Source organism: Rhodococcus sp. BS-15 (genome assembly GCF_000813105.1).
Taxonomy (GTDB): Bacteria; Actinomycetota; Actinomycetes; order Mycobacteriales; family Mycobacteriaceae; genus Rhodococcoides.
The window spans coordinates 1-15,129 of sequence record NZ_BAOX01000100.1; the positions used below are offsets into that span (position 1 = coordinate 1).

Consider the following 15,129-nt stretch of genomic DNA (forward strand, 5'->3'; position numbering starts at 1 on the left):
ATGTTCTCGATGATCTTCGCAACGCCGAGGGTGGCCGCGGAACCCCACCAGAAGCCCCGCTTGTGCGCCCCCAGCAGCATCAGCCGGCCCGCTACCTCGAGCCCGCGCTGAGCGGCGATGGTGCGCTGCAGGTACTGCACGTCGGTCTCGCCGCGCACGGCCTCGATGTCGCGCCGGATCGCATCCAACTCCGCGCCGAGCGTTTCGACGTCGGCCTCCGTGAGGTGCGCGTACTCGGGGACCACCTCGCTACAAGACACGGTGACCCTCGCGGTCGACGAATTCATCGCACGCATGCACGAGGTCGAGGGATACAGCTCGGCGCTCCAAGCAGCGGAGACCAATCAACAGCGCCGAGCAGGCATCCCTGCGGTCGTGCCGGTATCCCCGGCATCTCCCGACGAGCGCGAACCTCCCCCCGAATGACCCTCTCAGGGCAGCTCAGTGCGACGCTCGACGGATCGGGACTGGGGCGCGAGGCCGGCAGACGTGGGGATAGACCCATTCGGCGGCCAGTGAGCGAGGCCCATGCCCTGGTGCGCACAGTGATCGGCGGCCCCTGGACGCGGGCGGTCCGGACCAGGTGCGTCACAGTGGCCCGGCTGGATGTCGCCCGCAGCGGCCGCCGGGGGTCGGTGTGGGGCCGCCGCAGAACGTGCACCTGTTCTCGGATTCCTCTTCCGCCCAGTCGATACGCGCGTATGCCGCGTCGGCGACCGAGTCGGGCGTGTGGTCTGGCAGGTTGATGTAGAGGCGGAGCCCGTGGTGCTTCTCCTTGATCGCGGTCACTGTGTACTGCGGTTCGAGTTCGACAAGGTCCTGGTGGAGTTGCATGACGAGCGCGCACCAACCGGAGGGAATTCGAACTCGCGGGCGCCCCGGGAGGGTGTCGGCGAGTTCATCGGCGGCGGGTTGAGCCGCTGAGATCTGCGTGATGGGTGCTGACCGCACCACGTGACGGCGCTGCCAAGGGTCTGAACGTAAAGAGCACTGGAGTACGAACTGATCACCTACGCGGGGCCACTCAATAACCTCGCTGATCAGATAGTGGGTCGGGTGGTCGTCGAAACCGCGTTGAGTGTCCGGCCACGGTAGTGGCCGCCGTTCGTGTGTTCCCGCGTCCAGATCGAGGATGTGGATTGCGTCCTCGGTGTGGATCTTCCAGCGGCCTGTGCCTGAAGGGACGAGTTCGTTCATGTGCTTAGCCCCTCTCGTTGGAGACAAACGTGCGATCGGCGAGAATCCTCGGATCCTCATGGGGTCGCCTGAGCGTGGCAGACCGGGCGGGATTGGTCGACTTGCGGGGATCGAGTCGGGCTACGCGTCCGGATCGGTTCGGCGCCCTATTGCGTCGGAGAGAAGTTCGAGCTCGTTCATCACGTCCACTGCCGCCCAAACGCGGTCGCGTTTGGATTCGGAGATGACCTCGAGGATCCCGGCGTTGGTGAGCTTGTTCAGGGCTCGGTAGGTGGCTGTATCTGATGAGCCGGTGATCTCTTGCGCCGTGTCGGCGGCGAGTACGGGGCGTGCGAGTAGTGCGTCGATGAGCGACTCCTCCGACGAGCCGGATCGCGGGTTCGCGAGGGTGCGCCAGTATGCGGGCATCTGCTCGAGTTGGTCGGCGGCTTTGTCGGCTGTAGCGCAGGCCAGCATCGCAGCGTCTGCTACGTAGGTGACGAACGCTGCAGCATCGCCTCGGCGATACGCGCCGAGTGTGGCGAAGTAGGTGTCGGTGTCGGCGAGCATCACGGAGGCGAGGGGGACGGTGATCTTCCGGGTGAGGCCGCGCCGCCGGAGGATTGCGCTGATCAGTGCGCGGCCGATGCGGCCGTTGCCGTCGGTGTGGGGGTGGATGCTCTCGAACTGTGCGTGAGCGATCGCCGCCTGCGCGACGACGGGTACGTCGGTTCGCGCGACGAAGGCGATCAGGTCATCGATGAGGCCGAGCACCAGCTCCGGAGGTGGTGGCACGAACAGTGCGCCGCGCGGTGTGTAGTCGGACCCGCCGATCCAGTTCTGGACCGTGCGGAAGGTTCCGGCCGTGCGTGCCTCGGCGACGTTGCTTCCATCAGCTGGCGGTGAGCGCTGAGCAGGTCGGCGGCGGTGATCGTTCCGGTGTCCGCTGCAGCGATCATCGTCGCGAGTGCCTGCACGGCCGCGAGCTGTGACTTCGCCTCGCTACCTGCTTTGACGCCGGCGATGGCGAGCCCGAGCTGTCGCCAGCCGGCGTTGACGTGCTCGATCTTGGATGAGGCCACGGATTCGCTTCGCTTCGCAGGAGGAAGTCACCGAGCGGAGCGAGCGCCTCTCCTCGGCCGACATCGAGCCGCGTAATCGCGATGGTCGCGTTTTCGCAGGCCAGCAGTACGGCGGAGTCTGCCGCGAAAGTCTCAGCGGCGATGAGCGGAGGTATCGCGGTGGTGACCTGCGTGAACAGGCGATCCTCACGATTGCCTGCGCGGTTCGCTGAGACCCATGGTCGAACCTCGAAGCTGTGCGCCGGCCACATGGGTAGCCCCTCCCGTGGTGTCTTCAGTTGGGCAAAGTTGACTACGGCCAGCTGTGTCGAATGTTAGTACAGTGAAGCTGGATTAATGCAGGTCAGAGGTCACGAACTGCGTTGCGTGCGGCGGTCCGCTGGACCGTGAGGGCGGTTCTAAGGTTGACGCGACCGAGTCGTGGCGAACTTTGAGGAGGTCAAGTGGGGCTACGGGGCTTCTTGCTCCCAGATGTCGTCGCCTCGATGGTTTGCGTCGAGTTTGACGACACGCCCTAGGCTCGCACGGGACTTATGTGATGCCTGTCACAAGATCTTTTGTGGGGCCAATTGCGAATCATCCCATCGGCACTCATGCCGCCTGGCCTGCCGACATGAAACTTGTGTGACTGCAGTTGTTACCACCCATGACAAGGATTTCTGAAAAGTCGATCTTCGCGGTCAGAAGTGCTGTGATTGGCAGGTCAGTTTAGGCGCGGAGCTCGAAGTACTGTTTGTTCCGCGCGCCCGGGGAGATCCGGGAGCACCCGGGAGAAGGTTTGTATGGCTATCCAGCGCGAGAAGGCCAAGCGTGTCCGGGTGGAACTGCAGCTGGACCCCGATGTCGCTGAGCGGCTTCGGTCGATTGCTGCAGATGAGCAACGGAATGTCTCGGTCGTGGCGCAGCGGCTACTAGTGGCGGCCATCGATGCCGATGAGCGGGAGAAGGAGTGATCAGCAGGAAGAGATAGTGCGGTAGCGACATGCGCCACAGGCGCTGACATACCGGAAGCCCCGGGCTGGTACCCCAGGGCCTCCGGAGCGGACTGGATCCGCAGATGATCACATTTTCGATCCTCATAAGGAGGACCATGTTTATTTCAACGTACCCAGGTACGACTGTCAAGCGCTGCGCGCGGTGTGTCGGGTGGGTGATGCCCTGATGGTTCGCTACAAGGCGCACCGCGCGCAGCTGGCGCTGCCCGGTATTGCACCAGAGCCGGACGACCTGCCCGATTCGGTAGTCGGACCGCGCACCATCGGTCGATTCACCGGAGACCCGCGGGGATGGGTGCCCGCCGGACAGGAGGAGAGGTTCGAGCGGCTGTCGAAGGCGACGAGCACGGTGGGGAACCCGGATCTCCGGGAGTCGGCAGCGAGGATTGGCGCTGCCCTGGTGTGTCGGCTCAAGGAGGGTACTGAGGCGAACGATATGTCGCATGTCCAGCACGTCATCAGGTTCATCGCTGGGTATGTCGAGCCGCCTCTGCCGATCGACGTCCAGTCAGTGTTCCGTCGGTCAGTGGTGGACGGATATATCAATCACCTGATCGCAACGGGACGCGAGCGGGGCGCCCGGCAGAACCAGTATCTCTACTACGCAGTCGGCCGGCTGGTCCATCCCCGTGAGTACCCGTTGTCAAGGGCGGCGAGCAAGAAGCCGAAACGCCGTACTGCGGCACCGGCGAGCGACACGTTGATCGCGGACTGGTATCGCACCGCCGCATCCCTGTCGGGCGAACAACAGCGGCGCGCGTACGTGAGCCTGGATCTGGCCCTTGGTGCGGGGGTTCGTCAGGGTGAGCTGTCGCGAGTTCGGGGCACGTCGATTTCGTCGACGACCTACTTCGGCCGTGAGCATGCTGTGGTGACCCTTCCCAACCGTGCGGGCGGAGTGCGCCATGTACCTGTGGTTGACGTCGCGCGTTCGGAACGAATCTTGCAGCGTGCCAAAGAGGTGGGTGACGCGAGCATGATGACTCCCGGCATCGGTCCCACGGACCGCAACTTCGGCAATCGTCTCAACGAGTACCTTCGCAGGCACGGGCACACGTCGATCGACTTGCTCGCTGCACGGGAGCGATGGATACACGACCTCGCGAAGACGGTCCCAGCGTGCCTCATGGTCCAACTCGCCGACGTGAGCACGTTCGCATCGATCAAGGACCACCGGCCGTCGTTTCCGATCTACGGTATCCGCGCCACGTTGGTCGCTCTCGATGGACGGGGGGTGCCAGCGTGATCAGCACCTTCCGTCCTACGCTCACGGTGTCGGAGTCGCTGTTCGCCGAGGCGGTCGGAGTGATCGATCGATCCGGCGCTGACCGTCTGATCGATGAGATCCATCAGCAGTCGGTTGGGCCCGGAGGTCGACGAGCTGCCGGAGTCCGGTACACGATTCGAGCAGTGCTGGTATCGGCACTGCTATGCGTGATGCTCAAACGTCCTCCCACGGTTGCTGGCATTCTCCAATTGATCAGTGACTTCACCCCGAAGCAGCTGGCTGAAGTCGGCATGGACGGGCAGGATCTCGATCCTGTTCGGACCAGTTCGCGTACCGAGTACGCCCGGCTCCATGCATTCCTCGCCAGGAGCTGGCGCCGATCGACCCCGACCCGGACTTGCCAGCACGGCGCATCACCAACGAAGAGCATCAGCAGATCGTCCGCAGGCGGAGTCGCGAACAGAAACAGGCATCGCATCACGCAGCCGAGCTGCTCTCGAAGGTGGCCAACAGCCTGGTGGCTGGCTCAGTCCTGGACCGCGCACCCGAGGGATGCGCAGGCGATCTCGTCGTGGACGAGTCGATCTTCGACCTCGCCACGAACATGACCGGCCTGGGCGTCGCGAGCGATAAGCGGCGTGGTGCCACTCCTTTCGCCAAGCCGTATGGGCGTGACCGCAGTAACAAGGTCCGCACCGACGGTCAGAAGGCTGCTCTCACGAAGAGCGGAGTAGGTATTGGCCTCACAGCGCTCACGCGGATCGGTGAACCCAACCGTATGCACGGCGTAGCTCCCGTCATCATCGGCATCGACGTACACCCCCCGACATCCGGGGACGCTGGCGCGGTCCTCCGGGCGCTGGCACATGCGAAGGAGAACGGACTGACTGCGCGCAAGGACGGCACCCGAACGCGCTGGCCCTATCTCACCGTCGACATGGGATACAACTCCAAGCGAGGCTTCGCCGACTCGATGGTGCGCGAACAGTACGCATACGTGGGGCGGTACCCAAAGCACTGGATCATGATTCATGACAGCCTGCCCGCCACTGAAGGCGGCCGGAAACCCGGGCCAATCATGGTCGCAGGGGACTTTTACTGCCCTGCGATAACCGACATTGCAGAGAAGGTCACGGTGCCGCCAGGGCGAGAGATGTTGGCGTCGAAGCCGCCCGGATTCGCAGACCACGACCGCCGCCTGCAACGGACTCTCCCGCTTCTCATGGGAAGGAACTCGCGGCCAGTTCACGGTGTGATGCAGCGGGGCCAGCCGTCCGACATTCGCCCGAAAGCGCCCGAGCTCGTCAAGACGCAGCTCGTTTGCCCGGCGGCGTTCGGCCGCGTTCGTTGTCCGCTCCGACCGGAGTCGATGGATATCCACGGAGATGTCCCCACGCTCGAACCAACGTGGACAGCGGACCAGTACTCGTGCTGCGACAGCCCAGCAATAACCGTCGGGCTGTCTCCGGATCAGCTCAGGATGGCCCAGTTCGGGCTAACACCAGGTTCGTGGGAGCACATGGTCTACTTCGAAGCCGCTCGAGCGCTCACCGAGCAAAGGTTCAGCATCCTCAAGTCGAGATCGGTAACCGGACTCTCAGACCTGACGTCGGGGCCGCGACGACAACCGATGATCGCGATCACACTCGCACTCGCAGTCGTAGTGGCCAACCTCTCGGCGCAGCGAAGCCACGCTGAGAGACGACCGCGCGGCGAGTCCATCAACCGCCGGATGCGACAACTCCAGGCAGACCTCGGATACCCACCGACCAGAACACCACCGCGCACGTAGATAGTTACCTGAGTGGCCGGCCCAACCAAGTTGGGCCGGCCACTCGTCGTATGACCGTAGACAAAGTAATCGTGGGAAATCTGACCCCCACCAGAAGGCAAGGAGCCAGCTCGCCCGCTCCCGCGCGAAGGGCCAACCGCACCACCGCGACCGCGGGTCGAACTCGCGGCCCCCAAGATGCCCCACAGCTCCCGCTACAGGTACTCCAGGTCGGAGTCCGGCCGCGAAGTAATCGTTGGAATTTCGGCACTTAATCGTTGGAAATCCATCCCGGAATGTGCGATTCACGTGCATTCGAGAACCGCTCACCACACTGGCCGCAGCTGATTCGATCGCTGCGGCCAGTAGTTTTTTCCAGGTGTCCTGCATCGAATCGTCTTACAGGCGTGTGATTTTCGGCCGATGTCGGCAGTGGAGTCGAAGTGCCGGTCCCGAGGACGTCTCGCATACGGAAATTCGCAGGTGAGAGCCCATAATAGGCTTACCTTATTTGCGGGGGCACCCAGGTACTGACTTATCGTTCGTAGTTGGATCGGCCTCACCACGGCCGGATCCGCCCGACCTCACTTTTCTACCACGCGCCTACCTGCTCGTGCAGAGGAAAGCGTCGACGATCGACAGGTGCAGCTTCAACGGCGAGGACGCACCGCAGGCCGTTCGTGCAGCCGGTTACACCACACCGTCGCCGACGAGTATCAAGGCTGGACTTATCCGAAGGCTAGGTATGAAGCACACTCCGGGCCCGCAAGGCCTCTACGATCCCGCCAACGAACACGACTCCTGTGGTGTCGCGTTCGTGGTGGACATGCACGGTCGACGCAGTCGCGACATCGTCGAGAAGGCGATCACCGCCCTGGTCAACCTCGAGCACCGCGGTGCTGCCGGCTCCGAACCGAACACCGGTGACGGTGCGGGCATTCTGATCCAGGTTCCGGACGCGTTCTTCCGCGCCGTCGTAGATTTCGAGCTCCCCGCGCCCGGCGCGTACGCAACCGGTGTCGCATTTCTTCCGCAGGGCCGCAGCGACGCAGCACGCGCCTGCGAGGGTGTCGAGCGCATCGTCGTCAGCGAGGGCCTGACGGTCCTCGGTTGGCGTGAGGTTCCCACCGACGACTCCTCCCTCGGCGCTCTGGCGCGCGACGCGATGCCGACCTTCCGTCAGCTGTTCCTCGCTGCCCCCGACGCGTCGATCACCGACCTCGAACTCGAGCGTCGTGCGTTCGTCATCCGCAAGCGCGTCGAGCACGAGCTGGGCGAAGAGGGCGCGGGCAAGGACGGCCCCGGCCGCGAGACCGTGTACTTCCCGTCACTGTCCTCGCAGACCTTCGTCTACAAGGGCATGCTGACGACGCCTCAGCTCAAGGGCTTCTACCTCGACCTGCAGGACGAGCGCGTCGAAAGCGCACTGGGACTTGTGCATTCGCGCTTCTCGACCAACACGTTCCCGTCGTGGCCGCTGGCGCATCCGTTCCGACGCGTCGCCCACAACGGCGAGATCAACACCGCCACCGGTAACGAGAACTGGATGCGTGCCCGCGAGGCGCTCATCACCTCCGACGTGTTCGGCGGCTCCGAGGCGCTCGAGAAGATCTTCCCCGTGGTCACTCACGGAGCAAGTGACACAGCACGTTTCGACGAGGTGCTCGAGCTGCTGCACCTCGGTGGACGCAGTCTGCCGCACGCCGTGCTGATGATGATTCCCGAGGCGTGGGAGCGGCACGAGTCCATGGACCCCGCTCGTCGGGCGTTCTACAAGTACCACTCCTCGCTGATGGAGCCCTGGGACGGACCGGCGTCGGTGTGCTTCACCGACGGCACCGTCATCGGCGCGGTCCTGGACCGCAACGGCCTGCGCCCGAGCCGGCTGTGGGTCACCGACGACGGTCTGGTCGTCATGGCCTCCGAGGTCGGCGTTCTCGACATCGATCCGTCGAAGGTCGTCCGCAAGGTTCGCCTGCAGCCGGGCCGCATGTTCCTGGTGGACACCGCGCAGGGCCGCATCGTCTCCGACGACGAGATCAAGGACGAGCTCGCTGCCGAGCATCCGTACCAGCAGTGGCTCGACGAGGGCCTGACCTCGATCGACGATCTGCCCGAGCGTCCGCACGTGCACATGCCGCACGACCGCGTGCTCATCCGTCAGCAGATCTTCGGGTACACCACCGAGGAACTGAACGTGCTGGTCTCGCCCATGGCGAAGTCCGGTGCCGAGGCCATCGGTTCCATGGGTACCGACACCCCGATCGCCGTACTGTCGGCTCGCCCGCGGATGCTGTTCGACTACTTCTCGCAGCTGTTCGCGCAGGTCACCAACCCGCCGCTCGATGCCATCCGCGAGGAGATCGTCACCAGCCTCGGCGGCACCATCGGACCCGAGGGCGATCTGCTCAACCCGGGTGCCGACAGCTGCAAGCAGATCGTGCTTCCGCAGCCGATCCTGCACAACGACGACCTCGCCAAGCTCGTCCACATCAACGACGAGGGCACTCAAGAAGAGCTGCGCTCGGTGGTCGTGCGCGGTCTCTACCCGGTGGCGGAGGGCGGTGAGGGCCTCCGAAAGTCGTTGGAGGCCATTCGCGCTCAGGTTTCCGCAGCCATCTCGGGTGGCGCCCGGATCATCGTGCTCTCGGACCGCGAGTCCAGCGAGAAGCTCGCTCCGATTCCGTCGCTGCTCCTCACCGCCGCGGTGCACCACCATCTGGTCCGCGAGCGAACCCGCACCAAGGTCGGCCTGATCATCGAGGCCGGTGACGCCCGCGAGGTGCACCACATGGCTCTGCTCATCGGTTTCGGTGCCGCAGCGGTCAACCCGTACATGGCGTTCGAGTCCATCGAGGACATGATCGAGCGCGGCGCCCTCACCGACATCGAGTTCGACAAGGCCGTCACCAACTACATCAAGGCCGCGGGCAAGGGTGTGCTCAAGGTGATGTCCAAGATGGGCATCTCGACCCTCGCGTCGTACACCGGAGCTCAGCTGTTCCAGGTCATCGGCCTCTCGCAGGAACTGGTCGACGAGTACTTCACCGGCCTCAACAGCCACCTCGGCGGCATCGATCTCGATCAGGTCGCCGACGACGTCGCAGCGCGGCACGCCGTGGCGTACCTCGACAACCGTCAGGAGCGCGCGCACCGCGAGCTCGAGACCGGTGGCGAATACCAGTGGCGTCGCGAAGGGGAGTACCACCTCTTCAACCCGGACACGGTGTTCAAGCTGCAGCACTCCACCCGCACCGGCCAGTACGACATCTTCAAGGAATACACGAAGATGGTCGACGACCAGTCCGAGCGACTCGCGTCGCTGCGTGGTCTGTTCCGCTTCAAGACCGAAGAGCGGCAAGCCATTTCGATCGACGAGGTCGAGCCGGCCAGCGAGATCGTCAAGCGTTTCTCGACGGGTGCGATGAGCTACGGCTCCATCTCGGCCGAGGCGCACGAGACCCTCGCCATCGCCATGAACCGTCTCGGCGGGCGCTCGAACTCCGGTGAGGGCGGCGAGGACGTCTCGCGGTTCGAGCCGGACGAGAACGGCGACTGGCGACGCAGTGCCATCAAGCAGGTCGCGTCGGGACGCTTCGGCGTCACCTCGCACTACCTGACCAACTGCACCGACATCCAGATCAAGATGGCGCAGGGAGCCAAGCCCGGTGAGGGCGGCCAGCTTCCGGCGCACAAGGTGTACCCGTGGGTCGCCGAGGTTCGGCATTCGACGCCCGGCGTCGGCCTGATCTCGCCGCCGCCGCACCACGACATCTACTCGATCGAGGATCTCGCGCAGCTGATCCACGACCTGAAGAACGCCAACCCGCAGGCCCGCATCCACGTGAAGCTGGTCTCCGAGGTCGGCGTCGGAACGGTCGCCGCCGGTGTCTCCAAGGCGCACGCCGACGTGGTGCTCATCTCGGGCCACGACGGCGGCACCGGCGCGACGCCGCTGACGTCGGTCAAGCACGCGGGTGGACCGTGGGAGCTCGGCTTGGCCGAGACCCAGCAGACGTTGCTGCTCAACGGCCTTCGCGATCGCATCGTCGTGCAGGTGGACGGTCAGCTCAAGACCGGCCGCGACGTCATGGTTGCCGCTCTGCTCGGCGGCGAGGAGTTCGGTTTCGCCACCGCTCCGCTTGTCGTCTCGGGCTGCATCATGATGCGCGTCTGCCACCTCGACACCTGCCCCGTGGGTGTCGCGACGCAGAACCCGTTGCTGCGCAAGCGTTTCGCGGGCAAGCCGGAGTTCGTCGAGAACTTCTTCATGTTCATCGCCGAAGAGGTTCGCGAGCTCATGGCCGAGCTCGGATTCCGCACGCTCGACGAGGCCGTCGGTCAGGTGGGTCTGCTGGACACCACCGCGGCCAAGGAGCACTGGAAGGCGTCGAAGCTGGATCTGTCGCCGATCCTCGAAGAGGTCGAGTCGGCGTTCATGAACCAGAACCTCTACAACACCGGCGTCCAGGATCACGGTCTCGACAAGGCACTCGATCAGCAGCTCATCGCGGCCAGCCGCAATGCGTTGGACAAGGGCGAGAAGGTCGCGTTCGAGTCCAAGATCACCAACGTCAACCGCACCGTCGGCACGATGCTCGGGCACGAGGTCACCAAGGCGTACGGCGGCGTCGGACTGCCGGACGACACCATCGAGATCACGTTCACCGGCTCGGCAGGCAACAGCTTCGGCGCGTTCGTCCCGTCCGGGATGACGCTCCGCCTGAACGGGGACGCCAACGACTTCGTCGGCAAGGGACTGTCCGGCGGACATCTCGTGCTGCGGCCGTCGTTGAACGCCCCGAAGGGATTCGTCGCCGAGGACAACATCATCGGCGGAAACGTGTTCCTGTTCGGTGCCACCAGCGGTGAGGCTCTCATCCGCGGCGTCGTCGGTGAGCGCTTCGCGGTTCGTAACTCCGGTGCCGTTGCCGTCGTCGAAGGCGTCGGCGATCACGGCTGCGAGTACATGACCGGCGGCAAGGTCGTCATTCTGGGCACGACGGGCCGTAACTTCGGTGCCGGTATGTCCGGTGGCGTCGCGTTCGTCTTCGATCCCAACAAGACGTTCGAGGCCAACCTCAACACCGAGCTGGTCGACATCGAGGAGCTCGAGGGTGACGAGTTCACCTGGCTCCGCGACATCGTCACTCGCCATCAGGAGCAGACCGGCTCCGAGGTGGCCGAGCGGATCCTCGCGGATTGGTCACAGCAGGTGAACCATTTCGTGAAGGTCATGCCTCGCGACTACAAGAAGGTACTGCTGGCCATCTCCGAAGCCGAGAAGAACGGCGCGGACGTGGACGAAGCGATCATGGAGGCAGCTCGTGGGTGACCCACAGGGATTTCTGAAGAACACGGTTCGCGAGGTGCCCAAGCGGCGGCCCGTCGACCTGCGCCTGATGGACTGGAAAGAGGTCTACGAAGACTTCTCGAAGGACACCCTGCGCACCCAGGCAAGTCGATGCATGGACTGCGGTATCCCGTTCTGCCACAACGGTTGCCCACTGGGGAACCTGATTCCCGAGTGGAACGACCTGGTGTTCAAGGACCGCTGGCGTGACAGCATCGATCGGCTGCACGCCACCAACAACTTCCCGGAATTCACCGGACGGTTGTGCCCCGCCCCGTGCGAGGCGTCGTGTGTCCTGGGCATCAACCAGGATCCGGTCACCATCAAGCAGGTCGAGGTCGAGATCATCGACAAGGCCTTCGAAGAAGGCTGGGTGACGCCGGTCTACCCGACCCACCTGACCGGTAGGACCGTCGCCGTCGTCGGATCGGGCCCCGCGGGACTCGCTGCAGCGCAGCAGCTCACCCGCGCAGGCCACACCGTCACGGTGTTCGAGCGTGCCGATCGCATCGGTGGACTGCTGCGCTACGGCATCCCCGAGTTCAAGATGGAGAAGCGCCACATCGATCGTCGGCTGGCGCAGATGGAGGCCGAGGGCACCGTCTTCCGCACCGGTGTCGATGTGGGCGTGGACATCTCGGCCGACGAACTGCGCGAGCAGTTCGACGCCGTGGTCCTCTCCGGCGGTGCCACCGCATGGCGCGACCTGCCCATCGAGGGCCGCGAGCTCGACGGCATCTACCAGGCCATGGAGTTCCTGCCGCACGCCAATCGCGTCCAGCAGGGCGACTTCGCTGCGCCGCCCGTCAGCGCCGAGGGCAAGAAGGTCGTCATCATCGGCGGCGGCGACACCGGCGCGGACTGCCTCGGTACCTCGCACCGTCAGGGCGCCGAGAGCGTCCACCAGTTCGAGATCATGGCCCGCCCGCCCGAGGAGCGTGCGACGTCCACCCCGTGGCCGACGTACCCGCTGATGTACCGGGTTGCCTCGGCACACGAGGAGGGTGGCGAACGCGTCTTCTCGGTCAACACCGAGCGTTTCGTCGGCGAAGACGGCAAGGTCACCGCGCTCGAAGCCTGCGAGGTCGAGTTCAAGGCAGGCAAGTTCGAGAAGGTCGAGGGCAGCGAGTTCACCCTCGAGGCCGATCTGGTTCTGCTCGCCATGGGATTCGTCGGACCGGACAAGGGCGGTCTGCTGACCGACCTGGGCGTCGACTTCAACCAGCGTGGCAACGTCGAGCGCACCAACGAGTGGGTCACCAACGTCCCCGGTGTGTTCGTCGCCGGAGACATGGGTCGTGGCCAGTCGCTCATCGTGTGGGCCATCGCCGAGGGCCGCTCCTGCGCGGCCGCCGTCGACACCTTCCTGCAGGGAGCAACCGCATTGCCGTCGCCGATCGTGCCGACCCAGGCACCGCAGCGGTAGTAGCTTTTCTCGCCGAGCTCGACGTTGTGGACGGATTGCGGTCCGATCCCGTCCACAACGTCGAGCTCGTCTGCGTTTCACGACGCCGGCCACACGGTTACGTCCGTTAACCATGTGGGCATCTGATGGTCACAGGCCGCTGTCATTGTGGTGATCGAACAAACGAAGCGTTCGATCACCCAGTGAGGCCCCCTCCCCATGAGTGTCAAGAAGATCTGCGCCGGTATCGGCGTCGCTGCAGCTGTTGCGTCCGGGCTGGTCGTCGGAGCGGCATCGCCCGCCGCCGCAGACCCTGCCGATTGCCCGACGATGTACGTCGTGGCCATTCCGGGAACCTGGGAGACGAGCTCGGGTGCCGCACCGAAGCCGGGGATGCTCACCGACGTCACCGATCGTCTCGGTAGCGGCATCCGTACCGACTACGTCTCGTATCCCGCCACCGCGTTCCCCTGGGAGGGTGAGGTGTACGGGCAGTCCCGCGCCGCAGCCGTCGCCAACGCGGGCGGGATGCTGAAGGCGATGGCGGATCGTTGCGGTGCGACGAAACTCGGCATCATCGGCTACAGCCAGGGAGCCGACGCGGCGGGCGATCTCGCCGCGGCCATCGGCACCGGAGTCGGCGTCGTTCCCGCGGACAAGGTGGTGGCGGTGGGCTTGATCTCCGACCCGAAGCGCTCCGATACCGACGCTCTGGTGGGGCCGGCCGTGGTCGGAACCGGTGTCGGTGGACCCCGGGTCGGCGGATTCGGCTACGTCAGCCCCGTGGTGCGGACGTTCTGTGCCGTCGGCGATCTGTACTGCTCGACGCCCAAGGACGATTACGTCGCGCGGTTGGCCGGATTCTTGGCAGTGTCCTCCAACCCCGCGCCGAACGTCGCCGATCAGTACTCGCAGGAAGCACAGTCGCTGATCGCGGACCTCGCAGCGGCCGGTGGTCTGCCGGTGTTGCAGGGCCAGCTCACCGACCAGGCGAACGCTCAGCGTCAGAGGGAGATCGAGGCGTTCTACCGCTCCGGCATCCACCAGGAGTACCAGAGCTACGACGTCGAGAACGGCCAGTCCGCGACGCGGTGGTTGGCGCGCTACCTCACCGAAGCGGTCTGACGGCGGAGCAGCACGAAGACGGTGACTGCACTGACGGCCATCAGGACGGCGCTCGCACCCGACGCAAGAGTGAAGCCGTCGATGAACGACGAGTTCGCGACTGCAGTCAGTTGCGAGGCGAACGGCTCCGGTAGGTAATCGGCGACGGCGACGGCACCACCGATGGTCTCTCGTGCCGGATCGGCGATCTCGGCGGGCGTCTGCGCGGGGATGGCGTCGTCCATGCGGTGTCGGTAGACGGTACTGCCGATCGTTCCGAGGATGGCGATACCGACGGCTCCGCCCAATTCGGCTCCGGTTTCGGACAATGCCGATGCGGCCCCGGCCTTTTCGGGAGCCGCGGCGGTGAGCACGATGTCGGAGTTGAGCGTCGAGGCAGCGCCGATCCCGAAGGTCAGCACGGCCATACCGGTGAGCAGTAACGGTAGCCCGGAATCGGCGTTCACGAATGCCATTGCCGCGCAACCGATGGCGATGGACAACAGTCCGCCCGCAATGATCGTGCCCGTCCGGATCACCTTGCTGAGCGTCGGTGCGAGCACGGCACCGGCCGCTGCGGCGACGGCGGGAACCAGCAGCCACAGGCCGGCTTCGAGCGGTCCGAGACCGACGACGAGCTGAAGGTACTGGGAGGCGAAGAGGCTGAATCCGGTCATCGCGAAGATGACCAGGAACTGCACCACGACCGCTGCGCTGAAGGCTCGTTCGGCGAACAGCGTGACGTCGATCAGCGGGTTCGCGGCCCTGCGCTGCCGGAGAACGAACACCGCGCCCAATGCCAGCCCGGCCACCGCACTCACGGCTGCTGCGAGGTCGATTCCCTCCTGCGCGCCGTGTTTGATGGCGAAGACGATCGAGAGCATCGAGGAGATCGCGAGGACCACACTGATCGGGTCGAATCTGCCGGGGTCGGTGTCCTTGAACTCGGGGACCAGAAGTGGGGCCGCGACGAAGAGTACGACCATGATCGGGATGTTGATCAGGAACACCGAAC

The 15,129-nt window shown here is 64.8% G+C and carries 11 protein-coding genes and 1 pseudogene; 7 read left to right on the forward strand and 5 right to left on the reverse strand.

Annotation, left to right across the window (positions count from 1 at the left end):
- Positions 1-260 (reverse strand): annotated as a pseudogene (locus tag RHBS_RS13400) (acyl-CoA desaturase); the annotation flags it as partial.
- 1 nt (position 261) lies between these two features.
- On the opposite strand from RHBS_RS13400, the gene RHBS_RS28985 reads away from it, so the two are divergent.
- Complete coding sequence (locus RHBS_RS28985) at positions 262-426, forward strand: hypothetical protein (protein WP_176126787.1); 165 nt, start codon at positions 262-264, stop codon at positions 424-426.
- 162 nt (positions 427-588) lie between these two features.
- Here the strand turns inward: RHBS_RS28985 and RHBS_RS13405 are convergent, their stop codons facing one another.
- The 3 genes from RHBS_RS13405 to RHBS_RS30530 form a co-directional block, all read right to left on the reverse strand.
- Positions 589-1,197 carry a hypothetical protein gene (locus RHBS_RS13405; RefSeq protein WP_006368860.1) on the reverse strand — a complete coding sequence of 203 codons (609 nt, stop codon included), beginning with the start codon at positions 1,195-1,197 and terminating at the stop codon, positions 589-591.
- A 120-nt stretch (positions 1,198-1,317) separates the two neighbouring features.
- Complete coding sequence (locus tag RHBS_RS30525) at positions 1,318-2,010, reverse strand: Fic family protein (RefSeq protein WP_237669203.1); 693 nt, start codon at positions 2,008-2,010, stop codon at positions 1,318-1,320.
- The gene (locus RHBS_RS30530; protein WP_237669201.1) at positions 1,926-2,258 is read right to left on the reverse strand and encodes a hypothetical protein; all 333 of its coding nucleotides are present in this window, start codon (positions 2,256-2,258) and stop codon (positions 1,926-1,928) included. The genes RHBS_RS30525 and RHBS_RS30530 overlap by 85 nt, the downstream gene beginning before the upstream one ends.
- 782 nt (positions 2,259-3,040) lie before the next feature.
- On the opposite strand from RHBS_RS30530, the gene RHBS_RS28990 reads away from it, so the two are divergent.
- The 6 genes from RHBS_RS28990 (at position 3,041) to RHBS_RS13435 (ending at position 14,135) form a co-directional block, all read left to right on the forward strand.
- Positions 3,041-3,211 (forward strand): hypothetical protein, encoded by a 171-nt coding sequence (locus RHBS_RS28990; RefSeq protein WP_006368863.1) that lies wholly within the window; start codon positions 3,041-3,043, stop codon positions 3,209-3,211.
- A gap of 193 nt (positions 3,212-3,404) precedes the next feature.
- The gene (locus tag RHBS_RS13415; RefSeq protein WP_050955239.1) at positions 3,405-4,499 is read left to right on the forward strand and encodes a hypothetical protein; all 1,095 of its coding nucleotides are present in this window, start codon (positions 3,405-3,407) and stop codon (positions 4,497-4,499) included.
- A gap of 379 nt (positions 4,500-4,878) precedes the next feature.
- Positions 4,879-6,273, forward strand: a complete 1,395-nt coding sequence (locus tag RHBS_RS13420; protein ID WP_237669202.1) for a hypothetical protein — start codon at positions 4,879-4,881, stop codon at positions 6,271-6,273.
- Between the two features lie 724 nt (positions 6,274-6,997).
- A complete protein-coding gene (gene gltB / locus RHBS_RS13425) occupies positions 6,998-11,587 on the forward strand; it encodes a glutamate synthase large subunit (protein ID WP_094632140.1) in 4,590 nt (1,529 codons plus the stop codon).
- Complete coding sequence (locus RHBS_RS13430; protein ID WP_037195349.1) at positions 11,580-13,031, forward strand: glutamate synthase subunit beta; 1,452 nt, start codon at positions 11,580-11,582, stop codon at positions 13,029-13,031. The genes gltB and RHBS_RS13430 overlap by 8 nt, the downstream gene beginning before the upstream one ends.
- A gap of 198 nt (positions 13,032-13,229) precedes the next feature.
- Positions 13,230-14,135 (forward strand): cutinase family protein, encoded by a 906-nt coding sequence (locus tag RHBS_RS13435; protein ID WP_128645784.1) that lies wholly within the window; start codon positions 13,230-13,232, stop codon positions 14,133-14,135.
- On the opposite strand, the gene RHBS_RS13440 is transcribed toward RHBS_RS13435, so the two are convergent.
- On the reverse strand, positions 14,114-15,129 hold a 1,016-nt coding region (locus tag RHBS_RS13440; RefSeq protein WP_128645785.1), incomplete at its 5' end, for an MFS transporter. The two genes, RHBS_RS13435 and RHBS_RS13440, sit on opposite strands and share 22 nt — an antisense overlap.

What these genes read in the sequence shown, in the direction of transcription:
- RHBS_RS13405 (WP_006368860.1), bottom strand. Translation starts at nt 1,197, where the DNA reads ATGAACGAACTCGTCCCTTCAGGCACAGGCCGCTGGAAGATCCACACC.
- RHBS_RS28990 (WP_006368863.1), top strand. Translation starts at nt 3,041, where the DNA reads ATGGCTATCCAGCGCGAGAAGGCCAAGCGTGTCCGGGTGGAACTGCAG.
- gltB (WP_094632140.1), top strand. Translation starts at nt 6,998, where the DNA reads ATGAAGCACACTCCGGGCCCGCAAGGCCTCTACGATCCCGCCAACGAA.
- RHBS_RS13435 (WP_128645784.1), top strand. Translation starts at nt 13,230, where the DNA reads ATGAGTGTCAAGAAGATCTGCGCCGGTATCGGCGTCGCTGCAGCTGTT.